Source organism: Paraburkholderia sp. BGA-UO-ETr-F21 (assembly GCF_059567925.1).
On the sequence record NZ_JCAQOY010000017.1, the window covers coordinates 146,651 to 165,100 of the forward strand.

An 18,450-nucleotide genomic window follows, 5' to 3' on the forward strand; every position below is an offset into this window, starting at 1 on the left:
ATGCCGTTATATAAAGTCGTCACGACGCCATCGTCAAAAAACCAATAACACGATCGGTGATTTGTATATGACAAGAGATCAGTTCCGCTGCAGCGGACAGACTTCTAGCATCGACTCCCTCTGACGGCACAACTCGCACTGTCACCATTTCCCGGAGTCAACTTTGACCAAGAAGCTCTTCCTGGGCGCTACTGTCGCGGCCAGCCTGATCGCTCCGCTGGCGCATGCCCAGAATTCAGTCACACTTTATGGCCTGATTGACGCCGGCATCATGTACACGAACAACGTCAAGAAAGGCTCAAGCGCAGGCTCTCTCATTCAGGCGACGAGCGGCAACATCAACGGTAGTCAGTTCGGCCTGCGCGGCAACGAGGATCTCGGTGGCGGACTGCATGCGATCTTCGTGCTCGAGAACGGCTTCAACATCCAGAACGGCAAGCTCGGGCAGAACAACCGCCTGTTCGGGCGGCAGGCTTACGCCGGTATCGATGCGGCTCAGTACGGCACGCTCACATTCGGCCGCCAGTACGACTCGGGTGTCGACTTCGTCGCGCCGCTCTCCGAGGTGGCGTCGACGTTCGGGAAGACGGGCTTCGCTCACCCATTCGACAATGACAACCTGGACTACTCGGTACGCATCAACAACGCCGTCAAGTTCAATAGCCACAGCATTGCGGGGTTGAAATTCGGAGCGCTTTACGCGTTCTCGAACAGCACGGACTTCAGCTCGAATCGCGCCTACAGTGTCGGTGCAAGTTACGGCAACGGACCGTTGAACTTTGCCGCCAGCTATTTGCAGATCAATGGATCGAATAGCACCAACACATCGGGCGCAATCGACACGGCTGAATCGACAGCCAACGGCACCGGTGGATTCGTGCTCGGCGCGGATGTGCAGCGCGTTGCCGCCGCGGGTCTGAACTACGCGTTTGGCCCGGCCGTACTCGGCTTCGTGTATTCCCACAGCCAGTACCAAGGCACGAAGTCATTCGGGTCGGCCGGTGGCACAGTGCGCTTCGACAATTTTGAAGTCAACGGCCGCTACGCACTGACGCCGGCGCTGAAGCTGGGTGCCGCTTACGTCTACACCGACGGTCATGCCACTCGCACGACGACCTATGGCGCAGACCCCAAGTGGAATCAGGTCAATGCGCAACTGATCTATTCACTCTCGAAGCGAACCGATGTCTACGCGGAAGGGATGTTTCAGCATGTGAGCGGCAAGCAGTACGTTGCGTTTATCAATACATCGGGCGGCGCGTCGTCGACTGCAAACCAGGTGGTTGGAACCGTCGGATTACGAACCCGGTTTTGAGGGGCTCAGCGAGGAGGGCGGCACGCCGTGAAGATACATCGTGATCGAAAGTCAGGGGCACGCGAATTCACATCCGCGCCCCTGTGAGCTTGCCAGCGAAGGCGAATCAGCGACATCGTCTCCGATTCGCCTTCACGGCCGCCTTACTCCTCGATAGCCGCATGCAGGAATTTTTCCTGACGCGCAGCATGCATCGACCGGTAACCCGGTGCAGTCGATGCCGTCGCCTCCGGCCCGACATAGCGCAGCGCCGCGGGTGCCTTCACAATTTCCAACAGCGGTTCCAATACGAAATTCCACGCACCCTGGTTTTTCGATTCTTCCTGACACCACACCACATCCTTCAGATTCGGATACCGCTCCAGTTCCGCACTGATCCGCTTTCCAGGGAACGGATACAACTGTTCAACGCGAATCAACGCGATATTGTCTTTCTGGGCCTTGCGCCGACGCTCCAGCAGTTCGAAGTAGACCTTGCCCGAACACAGGATGACCCGGTCCACCTTGGACGCTGCTTCCTGGGTAGGCGACTCGCCAAGAATCTCGTTGAATCGGCCTTGCGCGAGATCCTCGAGGTTGCTGACAGCCTCAGGGTGGCGCAGAAGCGACTTCGGCGTCATCACAATGAGCGGCACGCGATCACGCAGCACGGCTTGCATACGCAACAGATGGAAAATCTGCGCCGGCGTCGTGGGCTGCACAACCCGCATGTTTTCCTGGGCACACAGTTGCAGATGGCGCTCGAGTCGGGCGGACGCGTGTTCCGGACCTTCACCTTCCTGACCATGTGGAAGCAGCATCGTCAAGCCACTGTGTTGCCCCCACTTTGCAGCGCCCGCGGACAGAAAGTTGTCGATCACAACCTGCGCGCCGTTCGCGAAGTCGCCGAACTGCGCCTCCCACATCACGAGCGCGTTTTGTCGAACAACCGAGTATCCGTATTCGAAGCCCAGCACCGCGGCTTCCGACAGAACCGAGTTGGTGACCGAGAATCGCCCCTGGTCATCCGACACGTTCTCCAGCGGCACGTAGGTGCCCTCTCCCCGAATCGACCGCTTCTGATCGTGAAGCACCGCGTGGCGATGGCTGAACGTGCCCCGTTCACTGTCCTGCCCACTCAGACGTACATCGATTCCGGCGGAAAGCAGGGAAGCGAAAGCGAGATGCTCGGCCATACCCCAATCTAGTGGACGCTTGCCTTGCGCCATCTCGCGGCGGGCGCTCATCACTTTCCCAACGAGCGGATGCAGCGCATATTGCCCAGGTACGCTCGTGATCTTCAATGCGAGCTTCTGAACGAGATCTGGCAACGGAGCCGAGTAATAGATGCGGTCGACGTTTCCATCGAGCAACTGCGGCCAGGTCACCTCTTCGCTCTTTGTATCGACCGGCTTCTTCTCTTCGTTGGCTTGCGCAGCGTCAAGATGCTCACGGTAGTCGTGGACATATTTCTCCACGTCTTCGGTCGTCACGACCCGTTCGTCCACGAGCTTCTTCGCGTAGAGCGTGCGGACACCCGGATGGCCTGCAATGGAGCGATACATCAACGGTTGAGTGATGTTCGGCGTGTCCTGTTCCTGGTGACCATGACGGCGGAAGCAGACCAGATCGATAACGACGCTCTTCCCGTACACGGCGCGAAAATCGATCGCGAGGCGCGTCGCGGCAACCACTGCCTCGGGGTCGTCGCCGTTCACATGCAGGATCGGCGCCTCGATCATCTTGGCAATGTCGGTGCAATAGAAAGACGAGCGCACATCGCGCGGATCGGACGTGGTGAAGCCCACCTGGTTATTCACCACCACATGGATCGTGCCGCCGGTGCCGTAGCCTCTGGTATTCGACAGGTTCATCGTCTCCATGACGATACCTTGCCCCGAAATCGCGGCGTCCCCGTGAATCTCCACTGGCAGGACCGCAGCCGCGCCTTGCCCCAATACTTCGGCGCGCGCGCGAGCGATCCCTTGAATAACCGGGTTCACGATTTCGAGGTGCGAAGGGTTGAACGCGAGTGTGACTTCCGCTGGCCCGGTTGCAGTCGGGAGCAGGCCGGTAAAGCCCTTGTGATATTTGACGTCACCCGCCGGGAGAAGATGCGCGGTTTTTCCGTCGAACTCGTCGAACAACGCAGCCGGCGGCTTTCCGACAATATTGACGAGAACGTTCAGTCGCCCACGGTGCGCCATGCCGAGAATCGAGCTCTTGATGCCCTTGGTGGCGCCGTACGCAACCAGCTCATCCAGCAGCACGATGAGCGACTCGCCACCCTCGAGCGAAAAGCGTTTCTGACCGACGTAGCGGGCATGGAGGTATTTTTCAAGGCCCTCGGCTGCTGTCAGCCGTTCGAGGATGTGCAGCTTGTCGCCGGTATCCAGGGGCGCCTTCGCACGCGAAGACTCGAGACGCATCTGCCACCAGCCACGCTGATCGGGATCGGCGAGATGCATGAACTCGGCGCCCAGCGTCCCGCAATACGTTTCTGTGAGCGCCTGCACCAGATCGCCGAGCGTCGCGTCTTCGTCGGAGAAGTAAGTGCCGGACATGCTGAACTTCGTGTTCATGTCCGCGTGGGACAGGTCGTAGTAGCCCGGGTTCAGATCACGCACCGGCGCCGGCGCGCTCCAGCGCAGTGGATCGAGATGAGCGTTGCGGGTGCCGACCATGCGATAGGCCGAAATCAGTGCCTGCACCGCGACCTGCTTCTGCGCGAAACGGAGTACGTCGTCCTCCGAGCGTCCTCCGGTCCGCACCTGTCTGGCCAACTCGACAAAGCGCGATACGACCGGTGCGTGCGCAACGTCGCCTGCGTCTGATCCATCCACCGCGGGCACGCCCTGCAACGCGTCAAAATAGCCTCGCCATTCATCCGACACTGTGTTCGGGTCGGCAAGGTATGCCTCGTATTGCTCCTCGACGTAAGGAGCGTTGCCTCCAAACAGGAAGGAGGTACTGCGATTGCGCATCATCATGATGACTCTGTCCTCAGCCGGGACCATGCCCGATATCCGCCACGAATTTACCCAGGGCAGCACCCGTTTCCGCCTTGGCCACGCCAAAGCTTTCGCAGGGACACGAAGACAAAACTTGGATGCGAAACGAGGTGAGATTCCACGCCACGTAATTCGCGTCAACTTGTGCAAGACCCCGTGACTCATGCCACCAGGTCCCTGTGCCCGCCAGGACCAGCAGTCTCCTGACTGCTGGTAAACACAGTCTATGTTTTGCGGGTCCTTTCTGACGCTTCGATTGTGATGGCTTTGGGACACTCTTCGTTGGTTCCTGGCCACGACGCCAGCGCTTCCAGAATCTCGTATGTGTGCAAGGTCGAGCTGGTTCGACGCGAGATCGAGCCGCCAGAAACGGCGTTCAATCTCGCCCGATGCGACGCTTCGGCTCTGCACAGGCGCGCAGTGAGAACACGCCAGGCCGACGCCCGTCACTCAGCAGTCGGCCGCGCTCCAATCAACGCGACGCCTGGGGGTTGGCGTAAGTGGACTCCCAGCCGCCGCCCAGCGCTTTGCAGAGGGTGATCAGGTTGGCGGCTGCGCTCGCCTTGCTTTGTTCCAGGTTGCTCTCGCCGTCGAGCAGCTGCTTCTGCACGTTCAGCACGTCGAGATAGTCGAGCGCCCCGGCCTTGTAGCGCTGCTGCGCTATCGAGAGCGCGCGCTGGTTGAGCGCAACCACCGTCGTCAGCTTGTCGCGGCGCAGCTGCTCGGCATCGTAGACGACAAGCGCATCGTCCACTTCGCGCCAGGCGTTGAGCACGGTGTGTTTGTATGCGACCGCGGCTTCCTGTTGTTGTGCCTCGCGCAGGTTCAGTGTTCCCTTGAGGCGGCCGCCCTCGAAGATCGGCATCGTAATGGAGGGGCCGACAACAAACTGTCCGGACGCCCAGTTGGCAAGACTCGAAAGCTGAAGACTCTGAAAGCCCGCGCTGCCATTCAGCGATATGCGCGGATAGAAGTCGGCTTTCGCCATGCCGATCGACGCCGTGGCCGCATGCAACTGCGCTTCCGCCTTGCCGATGTCGGGTCTGCGTTGCACCAGTTCAGACGGAAAGCCGATCGGCACCTGTAGCGGTAGATCGGGCACGTCGCGCGGTTCGGCGAGCGTTTGCCGAAGCGCGCCTGGTTCCTCGCCGAGCAATACGCCAATCGCGTTGATCGTGGTCTCGCTTCGCGACTCGAGTGTCGGAATCAGACTTTCGATCGACGCCACCTGCGCGGATGCGTTGGCCACGTCGAGATCCGTCGTCACGCCTTCATGCGCGCGTACTTGCGTGAGCTTCGTGGCGTTGCGAGCAATCTCCAGATTCTGTCTCGCGATCCGCAGCAGCGACTGGGTGTCGCGCAACTCGATATAGTCTCGCGCGAGTTCAGCACGAGCAGACAGCAGAATTGCGTTCCGGTCCTGGTAAGAAGCATCCGCCAGCGCGGACGCGGCTTCGACACCGCGTCGAACTCCGCCCCAGATATCGATTTCCCAGGACGCGTCGAAACCGGCCTGATAGAGGTTGTATGCCGGCGAACCTTTGGAGCCCGGCAGCGGCGCCACGCCAAGCGGCGCGCTGCCCGAAGCGGATTGCGGCTGGGATTGGGTCGGGCTGACGCCGAGCAGCGACAGAATGCCATTCGGACTTCCGCGTTCGCGGTTGTACGAGGCTGCACCGTCTAGCGTCGGATATTCCGCTGCCCCCGCAACGCGCTGTTCGGCCCGGCTTTGCCGAAGGCGTGCCGACGCCGCGGCCACATCGAGGTTCGCATCGGCCAGTTTCTGTTCGAGCGTGTTCAACGTGGGGTCGTTGAACAGCGTCCACCAATCGGGATTGAATCCGGCCTCGACGGCCTTGCTCGAGGCTTGTGCGGATTGGGTGCGCTCAAAGACCTGCGCGGGCGTCGACGCCTTTGGACGTTCGAAATCCGGTCCAACGGTGCAACCCGCTATCACCAGACACGCCAGTATCTCCAGCGCCAACACGCGGAAGGAAAAGTCGCTCGCATTCATTTTTTATCTCCCGCCTCCGCCAACGTGTCGGCGTGCTGACCGACGGCGACTTCCGTTTCGACAGACAGCCCCACGCTCAGCGCGGACGCCGCCTCCTGGCCTCGGTCGATGGTGATCTTGACAGGCACGCGTTGGACGACCTTGGTGAAGTTGCCCGTCGCGTTATCGGGTGCGATCGGCGCAAAGCTCACACCGGTTGCGGGAGCAAGACTATCGACACGGCCGCGGATCACAACGCCAGGAAAGCTGTCGACCTTGATCCGCACACTTTCGCCAGGCCGCATGTGGGTGATCTGGTTTTCCTGGAAGTTGGCGACAACGTAGGCGTCGGAAAGTGGCACGATCGCGAGAATCGTCGCGCCTGGCGTCACGAATGCGCCGACTCGCGCGGAACGCCGTCCGACCTTGCCGTCCACCGGCGCATGAATCTCCGTATACGACAGGTTGAGCTTTGCCTGCTCAAGCGCCGCCCCGGCACGTGCAAGCGCGCCGGCTGCCTTATCGCGCTGGGTGCGCAGCACGTCCAGGTTCTGCTCGGTCGATGCCAGCACGGCCCGATCGTGCGCCTCGTGCGCGAGTTGCTCGGCGAGCGCGCTCGACGTGTGCTGTTGCTCCTGCGCTGTCCCCGCACCGGCTTCCGAGAGGTTCTGGTACCGCGCGGCGTTGGCCCGTGCGAATTCGATCGACGCATCGTCGGCCTTGAGCGTTGCGCGCGCCTGCTCGACGAGCGAGGGCTGCCGCGCGATCTCGGCGTCATAGTTCGCGACGGCGGCCTGTGCCGCGGCCACGTCCGCCTCCGCACTCATCAAAGCGGCCCGGAAGTCGCGGTCGTCGATGCGGACCAGCAATTGCCCCGCTTTGACCGCCTGGTTGTCGTTGACGAATACGTCGGATATCTGGCCGGCGACACGCGGCGCCACGAGCGTGAAATCGGCCTCGACATAAGCGTCGTTGGTGGATTCGGTATTCGAGCCGCCTGACAGGCTTGAGCAAGCCCATGCGCCTACGCCGACCGCGACGACCAGCGCGGCGATACGAACGATTTTGAGGGGAGATCGAGCAATGGTTGACATGATATCGGCCCTTAATGGGAAGAGGGCGGCGTAGTGCTCCACGGCGGGTAAATACGCACGGGCAACACTGGCACGAGGAAAAGAAGCGCGATGGCCACACCAGCCATCACGCGATAGAGATCCGCCGAGGTCAGTACCACTGCCTGCTCGTGGATCCGGTGAGCGAGTTCGCCGAGACTGTGAGTCGCGTCGACACTCTGGCTAGTCACGAGCGCGTGGTTGCCTAAATGGTCCACGAGCATGTTCGAGTGAAGACGTTCGCGATGCGTGCCCAACCCTTCGATGAGCGCCGTCGCCACGGCCGCGGAAAATGTCTTGAGCGAGTTGAACATGGCCGAAGCGAATGGACCGTCGGTCGGCGCCAGGCCCGTCGTGACGCCCATCAGGATCGCGAGAATCACCATGGGCTGCGCGACGATCTGTATGGATTGAAACCAGTAGAAGTTGTCGCGGATCCACTCGGACGTGATGAAACTACCCATCAGGCACGTGGTGATCATGAGAGACAAGCCAATGGCCATGACCCAGCGGTGGTCGACCCGCCGCAGGTTCAGGACGGCAGCTGTCAGAGGCAGTGCGATCAACAGCGGGAGCGCGACCAGCAACGACAAGGGGGCGGTCTGCAGCGGCCGGTAGGCGTGAACCCTGGCGAGATATTGGCCGGGGATGGCCGCCACGCCGACCAGCAGTATGACCGCGCCTAGGAGTGTCGTCAGTCCATGCGCGAAGTTTCTGCGCGACAGCAATTGCAGCTTGAAGAAAGGCAGCGGGTGAAACCACTCGTTGACAAGGAACGTGGCGAACAACAGCGCCCCGCCAATAAACATCACGCGAATGAACCCGGAGTCGAGCCAATCGAGACGATCACCTTGTAGAAGGCCGATCACGAGCATGGCGACGGCCGGGAATCCCGTCAGAAAGCCGGTCCAGTTGAATGCGCCGAGTCGTTCGAGTTTGAGCGGATCCGCCGGAAGCCCTTGCTGGATCGCCACGCAGCTGACGATGCCAAGCGGCACGATTTGCCAGAAGGCCATTTGCCAGCCGACGTACTCGGTCCACAAAGCCGCCAGCGGTGTGCCGAGCGCCGGTCCGAAGGTGGCCGTGAGCGCGTACCCGGCGAGTCCGTACAGTTTTACTTTCGGCGGAAGATAGCGCAGCGCCACGATGATCAACATCGGGGGAAGGCATCCGCCGGCGATCCCCTGAAGAACGCGCAACACATAGAGCGTGAGCAGGTTCGGTGCAAAGGGGCAAAGGATGCCGAGGAACATCGTTGCGATTACGGCGGCGATCGTAAACCGCTTGAGCGTGAAGGTGATCCCGAACCACGGAGCGAACACCATCGTAGCCACGTTAGCCGCTTCGAACAGGGCGGTCAGCCAGGTGCCGTCGTCGTGACCGATCGAAAGCGCGCCCTGGATATCCGCCATCGACACGGCAGTGACCTGCTCGTTGAGAATAGCCAGCAGCGACGCGAGCAGCATGCCGACGAGGCCGGTGGCGAGTCGAAGCGAAAGCGCGGATTGACGGGGCGTCGGCTGCGCAGGAGCCGCTGTCCCGGGCACGGCTGCGGGCGCTTGCGAGCGCTCGACGATCGGTGCGTGCGCCTCAATGCTCGAAGGATTGCCAGTAGTCATAGGGGCCTCGTTACTGCTCATGTTCAATAGGGCATCTAAGGATCGGCGCCGGAACTCGTATGAGAGAGAAGATGCCAGGATCCGCGCTCAAACGAATCCAATCCTCACGGCTTACGCTGTACCTCTTCAAAGTATTGCGGCGCTTCGCGGCGATCGAACATGCCGTATTCGCGGACAATGCGGATACTCCGCCGGCGCAAGCCATCCGCCGTTTGCGCAGCGCGTTCGAACGCTTCGACTGCCGCCTGGTCTTGCCACGTCACCACTACGATCACGTCGCCGGGTGTCATCAGTGCGTCGAATACGTCCCATGAAACGAGGCCGGGCGCGTTCGTATCGACGCCAAGCGACTTCGCCACTCCTTCTGCCCCGGTCTGCTCGAGCCACGCCGGCGAGCACTTCGCATCGAGCAGCGTCACTGCGGTGCCACTGCCCGCTTCAGTGACATCCAGGCGCTGCTCGCGCAACACCTGCCCGGCGGGCAGCTGGTTATCGCTGACTACCTGGCCAATGCGCAAGCGGTAGTCGGCAAATACGCGGTCACGCGCGGCTTGTTGTATCTTGTGGTGCGCCGTCGTGGTGCGCCAGCGCACGAGCGATTTCTCGTCGCGCCAGCTCGACAGCGAAAGAAGCCATCCTTCGCGCGTGAGACTCGCATAGCGGTTGTTATCGATGAATCCTTCGATCTTCTCGAGTTCAGGCCGCAACATTTTGGCCATGCCGAGGTAGGCGTCGAACTGTTCGGGTTTCGGGTTGACTTCAAGCATTGCGGAGAACATGAGGACCTCTTACATTGAGTTGGCAATACGACGCGATGTGTTGAATCGAATGCGCGCTGCGGGCGCCTTTGGCCGATTCGTTGCGGTATTGCAGATAGCAGGCGCGTACAGGCATTGTGCGGGACGGGCCGATTAATGGGAGTCCAGGCTAGTTGAGTATTGGGCCAATGAATTGGCGATTTTTGCCAATTGGCAATGAATCGCCGGATAACCCTCACTGCCTGAAAGAGTGTCTTTCGAAGCGATGAGGTGATTGGTTCGGTATGGAAAATATGTGGAGGCGGATTCTCAAACGTGGAAAGAATCTGGCCTTGGACAATTTGTGTCTTCTTTGAGCCACTCGGCGTCGTGGCTCGTTACCATGCGGATCACTGCGCATAGAATCACGACGTGTGGACGTGGTGAAAAAGGTAAGAAGCGGAATGGAAAGATTGCGTGAGATGGAGGTCTTCGTTGCCATCGTCGACCGGGGCAGCTTTACTGGTGCGGCCGAAAAATTCAGCATGTCAGCCGCAGCGGTGTCGCGAGCGGTCAGTGCGCTGGAAGCCCGTCTCGGCACGCACCTGCTCGCCCGCACGACCCGCTCGGTTCGTCCGACCGATGCGGGCATGACATACCTTGAAGCCTGCAGGAAGGTGCTGGACACCATCACGGACGCGGAATCGATCATCGCAGCCGACCAGCTCAATCCCGTCGGTACGTTGACCGTCTCCGCGCCGGTGCTGTTTGGCCAGCGCTATGTCGCTCCTCTGGTCAACGCTTTCGCACTGCGTTATCCGGACGTCAACATCAATGCCGTGTACGTCGATCGAACTACGCGGCTCCTGGAGGAGGGGGTGGATATTGCGATTCGCGTCGGCCACCTTGGGGACTCCTCGACATTCGCCATACCTTTGGGATTCGTGCGGCGTTGCACGTACGCCGCGCCCTCTTATCTGGCGAGGCATGGGGAACCTCTTCACCCCAGAGATCTGACCCATCACCACTGTGTGTCTTTCACCGGCGTCTCGCTTCCACTCGAGTGGGTGTTCAACGAAAATGGTTCGAGATTGCCCGTCAGATTCCGGCCGCGGATGATCGTCGACCTTGGCCCTGCTGCCGTTCTCGCGGCCGTCGAAGGTGTGGGGATAATCCAGTTGCTGTCGTATCAGGCGGCTCCCGAGGTGCTCGAAGGCAAGCTCCAACCTGTCCTGACGTCATTCGAACCCGAGTCGATCCCGGTGAGCCTGCTTCATGTCGAGCGGCGAAGCAGCAGCGGCAAGATTCGCGCGTTCGTGGATTTCGTTACGGAGACCTTACGCAACAACACGCACCTTCAAGGCGTGGACGTGACTGCGATACGAACTTCCCGGTAGGCGGACACCAGTGCATCAAGGTCGAAGCCCCTGTTCAGTCCGCTCGGATTGGGCAATACCCACGCGCATGCGCCTCCGAATGGCTCTGTTTGTCGCCCCCAATCGATAGAGCGTCTGCCGGAGATCGCGGCAAGCGCCATCTTTCCGAGGAAAACGACGTGCCGTGGCGCGTACCGTTCGACCTTCCGCCGGAAACCATCGCCGGCCAGTTCGATCTCCGTTCGCACAAGCTCGTCGGCACGCGCCGTCGGACGTGAAACCACCGTGGTGAGACCGTAGCCATATCGAAGAACCGTGTAGTCGTCTTCGGGCTGAATCTGTTCGGGAGTGAAGCCTGCGAGATGCATGACCCGCCAGAAGCGATTGCCTCGGCCTGCAAAGTGGTGACCCGTGGATGCCGCACGAATGCCTGGATTGATTCCGCAGAAAACTAGCGTCAAGCCTGGTTCAAGGAGATCGGGAAGAGCCTGAGGGTAGCCGCCGTCGGTCACGGATGAGACAGTCCTTGAAAAGAGACCTGCTTGTCGGCACCGTTGGTTCCCCATCGCTGCGTGGCTGTCTCGCCGCGAAATCGCTGCCGATATTGTTTCGGTGTCACCGCGAGCCGCCGGGAGAAGGTGGTGCGCATATGCGTGGCGCTACGGAAGCCGCATTTGAATGCGACGGTCTTCAGCGGGGCATCCGAGTCTTCGAGCAACTTCCTCGCCGTGTCGACGCGAACCTGCTCGACAAATACGGACGGCGTCACCTTTGCATGCTTCGCAAATAGTCTGGAGAAGGTTCGCCGGCTCACGGCAACCGCGCTCGCGAGTTGTTCGATGGATAGCGCATCGGTTATATGCTCGGTCACATACCGGTGCACTTTGCCGATAATCGGGTCTTCGTCCCGCCCGGTGCCAATGTACGGGCTGTACTGAGACTGGCCGCCTTCCCGCTGGATATAAACCACGAGGCGTTTCGCGACACGCACCGCCAGCTCGTGTCCCCAGTCTTCCGCGACTAGCGCCAGGCACAGATCGATGCCGGACGTTACGCCTGCCGACGTAAAGAGGCGTCCGTCTCGAACGAAGATCTTGTCGGGCTGCACGCAAGCCTGCGGAAATTCATTAGCGAGACGGCCCGCGTCCGCCCAATGCGTTGTCACTTCCTTGCCGTCCAGCAGTCCCGCATGCGCAAGCACGAATGCCCCATTGCAGACAGAGCCAAACCGCGTCGCGTCGCGTGCCTGACTCCGCAGCCACGCCAGAAAGTCACTGGAAGGCTGAGCATCGGGCAATTGGGGACCTCCTGCGATCAGAAGCAGATCCCATTGCGTGTCGAGGTCCATATAGCCGAACGGTACGTAGAGCTGCATTCCGTTCGAGCAGGTCACCCCGCCGGCCTGAGGACCCACCAAAGAGACTTCATATCTCTGTTGGTCGGGGAGGATCGTGTTGGCTTCCGCGAACACGTCGAGAGGGCCCGCAACGTCGAGCGCCTGAACACCATCGAATATGACAATGGCGACTTTCATGCCGTGACCTTCATGGAGTGAGTAGGCCCGTCTCCGATACCTGCGATTCGATTGGCTTTACCTGAAAGAGCGGGCCAAGCCTCTCAGCCTCTACTGACGAGCGGTAACCGAGCTTAACGCAACAGGCGGAAAACAGGGATGCACAGGGCGGTAACTCACTTTTGCGTCCAGGTTACAAAACAACCGGGTTCGAGCAATGCCAAACGGCCATGGACCCTCCGGACGCAGCGCAACAAAACGCAATACGAGCGACAACCTCACCACGGCGCCGCGGTTGGCCCAAATCTCACGTGGATTGGCCCAGCATGGCGACAAGCACGTGTTTTCTCTGCCGTGCCGGCTCATTAAACTGGGTCACCAGCCTGACGAAGAGCCGGACGCCGGGGAAAGGGGCAGCCATGGACGGATTTGTCACGCTGAAGGAACGCCATACTTCGCGCCGCCTCGCCGGGCCTGACGCGGCGGGATGCGCGGCGCTTAGGTTCAGTGAATTCATGGAGTAACGGAGCATGCATGTCGCGATGATGCTGTACGCCGGATTCCGGCTGCTCGAAGTGACGGGGCCGATGGATATCTTTCACGAAGCGAACCGTCTGTGCGGTGCAACGTTGTACGAGCAGCATCTCGTGGGACCGTCGCCTGGGCCCGTCATGTGTTCGAGCGGGGTAGCAGTCCGCACGACGGAGAGCCTGCTGGACGCACATGCTGCTTTCGACATTGTCGTCGTCCCCGGTTGTCCGGTGCTCGGGTCGAGCCTGGAACATCATGAATTGGTGGACTGGCTCAGGAATGCCGGACGCGGAGTACGAAGGCTCGCATCCGTGTCCAACGGGGCTTTTCTGATCGCGCGCGCCGGCCTCGCTGATCATCGTTTGTTGACCACGCATCGGCGCGACGCGCAGCGTCTGTCCATCGAGCATCCGTTCGTGCACGTCGCGAGCGATCAAGGTTGTCTGAAGGACGGCAATCTGTACTCGTCATGTGGCGTAAGTGACGGTATTCAGGTGGCCTTGGACCTGGTCAGGGAAGACCTTGGCGAAGAGTTCGCCAGAAGCATTACGAAGTCATTGTCGAGGCGCCGCGAATGAGCGCCAACTGGAAAGGAAGTCGTCCTTTGATTCAGGCTGCTGGTCCTGTCAGCGCCGATTTGCCCGCGAGCCAACCATGAGCCGAAACCCAATCATTACTTCACACGCCGATCTGACGCCGGCGAATGCGACCGAAACGCTGTCGGGCGCGGACATCATCCTGCGCGTGCTCGCCGAGCAGGGCGTCGACACACTCTTTGGATATAGCGGCGGGGCGATCTTGCCGACCTACGACGCGGTGTTTCGCTACAACGAAATGAACGCGGCCCATGTGGAGCGTCAGATCAAGTTTGTCGTACCTGCCAATGAACAGGCCGCGGGCTTTATGGCGGCAGGTTATGCGCGAGCCAGCGGAAAAGTCGGCGTGTTCATGGTGACGTCGGGGCCGGGCGCGACAAACGCGGTGACGCCAATCGCCGACTGTAACGGCGATTCGGTGCCTGTCGTGCTCATCTGCGGGCAGGTGCCGCGTGCCGCGATAGGCAGCGACGCGTTTCAGGAGGCGCCCGTCTTCAACATCATGTCGGCGTGCGCGAAGCAGGTGTTTCTCGTCACCGATCCGTTGAAGCTCGAGCCAACGCTGCGAACCGCTTTCGAAGTTGCCCGCACCGGTCGGCCGGGTCCGGTCGTGGTGGACGTGCCTAAAGACATCCAGAACTGGACGGGGCCCTATCATGGGCGAGGCACACTGCATTTTCGCGGCTACTCCGATCGGCTGCGCATGGTGGCTAAAGGCGCACGGTTGGAAAAGGCCAAAGCTGCCGACTTTTTTGATCTTCTGCGGCAGAGTGAGCGGCCGCTGCTTTATGTCGGTGGCGGCGTGATCACGGGGCGTGCGACTGCGGTGCTAACGGAGTTCGCCGAGCGCCACGGCATTCCAGTCGTGACGACACTCATGGGGCTTGGCGCCATATCTGCAAAACACCCGCTGTGTCTCGGCATGCTCGGCATGCATGGGGCCGCCTGCGCGAACTACGCCGTTGAAGACTGCGATTTTCTCATTGCTGTGGGCGCACGATTCGATGATCGCGTCGCCGGTGGACGGCCTGACTCATTCGCTCGCGGTGCGCGCCATGTCGCGCATATCGATATCGACGAGGCGGAGATCAACAAGGTCAAGCGTGCGCACTGGACTCACGTGGGCGATGCGAAAGATGCCTTGCAGTCTTTGCTCGAGCACAGTCCGGCGAAGCAGTCGTCTTCTGGCTGGCTCGACCATGTGATGGCGTTGAAGCAGACCTTCGGAATGAACTACGACCGTAAGAACCCTGCGATTCAACCGCAGTGGGTTATCGAAAAGCTCAGCGAAATCACCGGCGGACGAGCGATCATCAGCACGGGCGTCGGCCAGCATCAGATGTGGGCCGCGCAGTTTTTCGAGTTCGTCGAGCCTCGAAGCTTCCTGACATCGGGAAGCATGGGGACGATGGGTTTTGGGCTGCCCGCAGCGATTGGTGCGCAACTGGCGCGACCGGATGCGCTCGTGATCGACATCGACGGCGATGGAAGCATCCGGATGAATGTCGGCGAACTGGAGACGGCAAGCACGTACGGCATTCGCGTCAAGGTACTGCTGCTCAACAATCGCGGTGACGGAATGATCCGGCAGTGGCAGCGTCTCTTTTACGACGGGCGAATGTTTGTCAGCGACAAGGCGCTCTATCGCAAGGACTTCGTGATGGCGGCACAGGCCGATGGGTTCGAGTTTGCCCGTCGCGTCGAGGTGCTGTCCGAACTCGAGCACGCGTTGCGGGCGTTCGTTGAATTTGAGGGACCGGCTTTCCTGGAGGTGATGATCGACGAGAACGCCGATGTGTTTCCGATCGTAGGTCCGGGGCAAAGCTACGCGACGATGAATACTGGTCCCTTTATCCCGTCTCGAACCGGGCAGACACAAATTCAGGGCGTAGCACGAAAAAGTGCTGCGGATATGTTCTAGCGAAAACGAGCGCCGGTGCCGCAAGGCGTGACACGACCTTGGCCGCGACCGCGATAGGTGAAGCATTTCGTCCCTACCCGTTGCCTGGTCGAGCAGCTTCTATCGAGACGTTCTTCGAAAGCTATGGTTGACGAGAATTTGATTCATAAGGCACTCGCAAACCCGTTCCGGCGCGAGATTTTGCGGTGGCTAAAGGCCCCCCGCGAATACTTCGCGCAAGGCTACATCGATCTCGATTGCGGTGTGCCGGCGAACGCAATCCTCGCGCGCAGTGGGCTATCTCAATCGACCGTCTCGGCGCACGTTGCGGCATTGGTCGCGGCGAAACTGCTGGTGTCGACCCGCGTTGGTCAGTGGATGTTTCTGTCGCGCAACGAAGACGTCATTCGCGCCTTTGCGGAACAGATGAGGTCGCATCTATAGCCACAGCGTGTGTCGACCGAAGTGCCGCCCACCTTGGCAGGCTCGCTGCCGTGCGACGCTTCGTGCTCGCTTCTATTGCGACTGCCAAACCCGCGAGGCGGATTCGTACGGAGAAACGCCCACTTCAGGACTCTTTGCCCCGGATTGACCCCCCAAAAAATATTTCCGCACTCCAGTTGACAGTATCTGACTTTGCAGATAATGTTGAGTCTGTCGATTGAGGAGCGGAAGATGAACCACTACACGAAGGACAACTTCCGGGCGGAGGAAAGCATTGGCCTTGCGCTCACCAAAGCCCGTAACATTCTGGTGGCGGAAATGGACAATGCCTTGAAGGACCTGGATATCTCTTCCCAGCAAATGGGCATCCTGCTGTCGCTCAATGGCGGGGTCGCTTCCACGCCGTTTGAGTTGTCGAAGTTGCTGGGCGTCGATACCGGCCTGATGACCCGTTTGCTCGACAAGCTGGAAGACAAGGGCTTGCTCGAACGCTCGCGCAGCCTGGAGGATCGCCGGGTAGTCAACCTGACGCTGACGAAGAAAGGCAAGCAGGTCGCCGCACAACTGCCGGAAATCGCACCCGGCGTCCTGAATGGTCGTCTGAAGCACTTTACGAAGCAAGAGTTCATCGAGTTGGGCCGCCTGCTTAACAAATTCCTTGAGGACTGAGCGGCATTTTTTTTACCTATATATCTGACAGGTCAGAAAACGAAATCGCAATTAAATGGAATGACGGTCGGCAGGCGAGTGGCGAAGGCTAGCGTTTCCGTGATGTTCGCCGCCGTGTTGTCTGCGTGCGCGAACTACGCCGGCATTACGAGCGACAAGCAAATGACGCCGCCGCAAACGCTCGCCACCCAGCAGAGCATTCCGTCGGACGACGGACATTGGCCGGCCGCCGCTTGGGCCGACCAGTTTGGCGACGCGCAGTTGAAAGCCCTGTTGGCAGAAGCCCTGAAAGGCAGTCCGTCGCTCGCTCAGGCGCGCGCCCGTGTGGCGGCCGCCGCCGCTTATACGGAGACGGCAAAGGCGAGCACGCTGCCGAATGTCGGCGCCAGCTACTCGTTCACGCGCCAGCAGTATTCGGGTAACGCTCTGGTCCCGCCGCCGTATGCCGGCTCGTGGCAATCGGAAAACAAGGGGCTGCTGTCGGCCTCGTACGACCTCGATCTGTGGGGCAAGAATCGCGAGGCGCTCAAGGCTGCCATGTCGCAGTTGCAGGCGAGCGAGGCGGATGCCGAGGTCGTCAAGCTGACGCTCACCTCGGCTATCGCCCGCAACTACAACCAGCTCGCTCGCCTGTACGCATTGCATGACATTGCGCAACAGGAAGTCGGGCAGCGCGAACAGATCGACCGCATCACGGCCGGCCGTATCGCCAGCGGGCTGGATACCGAAGTGGAGCGCAAGACCGCGCAGGCCAATCTGGCCAGCAGCCGGGCCGCGCTGGCTTCGCTCGACGGCAGCATTGTCACGACGCGCTATCAGCTGGCGGCGCTCCTCGGCGCGGGTCCGGACTGTGGCCTGGCGATCGCCCGGCCTGCGCTTGGCATCGGCGACGAGGTGCGGTTGCCCGATAACGTGCCGGCCGATCTGGTGAGCCGCCGCCCCGATCTTGTCGCGGCCCGCTGGCGTGTCGATGCGTTCACGCACGACGTGAAGGAAGCGAAGGCCGAGTTCTACCCCGACATCAACCTGAGCGCCGCGATTGGGCTGGATGCCTTCGGTTTCGGCCGCTTTCTGACCGCTGCGAGCCGCACCGTCAGCGCGGGCCCGGCGATCCATCTGCCGATCTTCGACGGTGGCGAACTGCGGGCGCAACTGAAAGGGCGATATGCGGACTTCGACAATGCGGTGGCCGGTTACAACCAGACACTCGTTACGGCGCTGTCGGAAGTTGCCACGCAGTTCGCCGAGATCCGTTCGACCGACGTCCAGCTCGGCGATGCGCAGGCCGCCCAGGAAGCGGCGCGCAGTGCCGACCAGTTGGCGCTCACGCAATACAAGGCCGGCCTCACGAACCAGCTCACGGTGCTGAACGCCGATACCAACGCGCTCGCCGCCGACCAGGCGGTCGCCAACCTGAAGATGAACCGCCGCGATCAGCAGATCGCGTTGGCTGCGGCACTCGGAGGCGGGTATGTCGACACCGCTGCCGCCAGCGCAGGCAACCCGAACGCAACCTCGAGCGGCAACACAAACGCAACCGCAAACGCAACCGCAAACGCAACCGCAAACGCAACCGCAAACGCAACCGCAACACAGATCAGCCCAGTCGTCGCCGCGCGCTAATACGACTGTCGCGACCCCTTTATATACTGCCA

14 protein-coding genes are annotated in these 18,450 nt (G+C 60.7%); 7 read left to right on the forward strand and 7 right to left on the reverse strand.

Going from position 1 to position 18,450, the window contains the following annotated elements:
- The first annotated feature begins 163 nt into the window (after positions 1-163).
- Positions 164-1,315 carry a porin gene (locus tag AC57B1_RS13100; protein WP_408299288.1) on the forward strand — a complete coding sequence of 384 codons (1,152 nt, stop codon included), beginning with the start codon at positions 164-166 and terminating at the stop codon, positions 1,313-1,315.
- Between the two features lie 143 nt (positions 1,316-1,458).
- Here the strand turns inward: AC57B1_RS13100 and AC57B1_RS13105 are convergent, their stop codons facing one another.
- The 5 genes from AC57B1_RS13105 to AC57B1_RS13125 all read right to left on the reverse strand — a co-directional run bounded on the left by AC57B1_RS13105 (position 1,459) and on the right by AC57B1_RS13125 (position 9,808).
- Positions 1,459-4,284: a 2-oxoglutarate dehydrogenase E1 component gene (locus AC57B1_RS13105; protein WP_496417758.1), complete on the reverse strand. Its 2,826-nt coding sequence runs from the start codon at positions 4,282-4,284 to the stop codon at positions 1,459-1,461.
- A 493-nt stretch (positions 4,285-4,777) separates the two neighbouring features.
- Positions 4,778-6,319 (reverse strand): efflux transporter outer membrane subunit, encoded by a 1,542-nt coding sequence (locus tag AC57B1_RS13110; RefSeq protein ID WP_091796409.1) that lies wholly within the window; start codon positions 6,317-6,319, stop codon positions 4,778-4,780.
- Positions 6,316-7,392, reverse strand: coding sequence for an HlyD family secretion protein (locus tag AC57B1_RS13115; RefSeq protein ID WP_496417686.1), 1,077 nt, complete (start codon positions 7,390-7,392; stop codon positions 6,316-6,318). Before AC57B1_RS13115 ends, AC57B1_RS13110 begins: the two co-directional genes overlap by 4 nt.
- Positions 7,393-7,403: 11 nt before the next feature.
- Entirely contained in the window at positions 7,404-9,029 is a 1,626-nt protein-coding gene (locus AC57B1_RS13120) for an MFS transporter (protein WP_496417687.1), read from the reverse strand.
- Between the two features lie 104 nt (positions 9,030-9,133).
- The gene (locus AC57B1_RS13125) at positions 9,134-9,808 is read right to left on the reverse strand and encodes an antibiotic biosynthesis monooxygenase family protein (RefSeq protein WP_496417688.1); all 675 of its coding nucleotides are present in this window, start codon (positions 9,806-9,808) and stop codon (positions 9,134-9,136) included.
- Positions 9,809-10,230: 422 nt separating this feature from the next.
- Here AC57B1_RS13125 and AC57B1_RS13130 point away from each other — a divergent pair, with 422 nt between their 5' ends.
- Positions 10,231-11,163 (forward strand): LysR family transcriptional regulator, encoded by a 933-nt coding sequence (locus AC57B1_RS13130; RefSeq protein ID WP_091796401.1) that lies wholly within the window; start codon positions 10,231-10,233, stop codon positions 11,161-11,163.
- Here AC57B1_RS13130 and mug read toward each other — a convergent pair.
- The gene (gene mug / locus AC57B1_RS13135; RefSeq protein ID WP_496417689.1) at positions 11,124-11,654 is read right to left on the reverse strand and encodes a G/U mismatch-specific DNA glycosylase; all 531 of its coding nucleotides are present in this window, start codon (positions 11,652-11,654) and stop codon (positions 11,124-11,126) included. The genes AC57B1_RS13130 and mug overlap by 40 nt on opposite strands.
- Positions 11,651-12,676 (reverse strand): GlxA family transcriptional regulator, encoded by a 1,026-nt coding sequence (locus tag AC57B1_RS13140; RefSeq protein WP_496417690.1) that lies wholly within the window; start codon positions 12,674-12,676, stop codon positions 11,651-11,653. The genes mug and AC57B1_RS13140 overlap by 4 nt, the downstream gene beginning before the upstream one ends.
- A gap of 509 nt (positions 12,677-13,185) precedes the next feature.
- Here AC57B1_RS13140 and AC57B1_RS13145 point away from each other — a divergent pair.
- From AC57B1_RS13145 to AC57B1_RS13165, 5 genes are all read left to right on the forward strand, one after another.
- The gene (locus AC57B1_RS13145) at positions 13,186-13,764 is read left to right on the forward strand and encodes an AraC family transcriptional regulator (protein ID WP_496417691.1); all 579 of its coding nucleotides are present in this window, start codon (positions 13,186-13,188) and stop codon (positions 13,762-13,764) included.
- A 76-nt stretch (positions 13,765-13,840) separates the two neighbouring features.
- Positions 13,841-15,703: a biosynthetic-type acetolactate synthase large subunit gene (gene ilvB, locus AC57B1_RS13150; RefSeq protein ID WP_496417759.1), complete on the forward strand. Its 1,863-nt coding sequence runs from the start codon at positions 13,841-13,843 to the stop codon at positions 15,701-15,703.
- 123 nt (positions 15,704-15,826) lie between these two features.
- Positions 15,827-16,126 (forward strand): ArsR/SmtB family transcription factor, encoded by a 300-nt coding sequence (locus AC57B1_RS13155; protein WP_408299364.1) that lies wholly within the window; start codon positions 15,827-15,829, stop codon positions 16,124-16,126.
- A 231-nt stretch (positions 16,127-16,357) separates the two neighbouring features.
- Positions 16,358-16,795, forward strand: coding sequence for a MarR family winged helix-turn-helix transcriptional regulator (locus tag AC57B1_RS13160; protein ID WP_496417692.1), 438 nt, complete (start codon positions 16,358-16,360; stop codon positions 16,793-16,795).
- 60 nt (positions 16,796-16,855) lie between these two features.
- Positions 16,856-18,418, forward strand: coding sequence for an efflux transporter outer membrane subunit (locus AC57B1_RS13165; RefSeq protein ID WP_496417693.1), 1,563 nt, complete (start codon positions 16,856-16,858; stop codon positions 18,416-18,418).
- Positions 18,419-18,450: the final 32 nt, after the last annotated feature.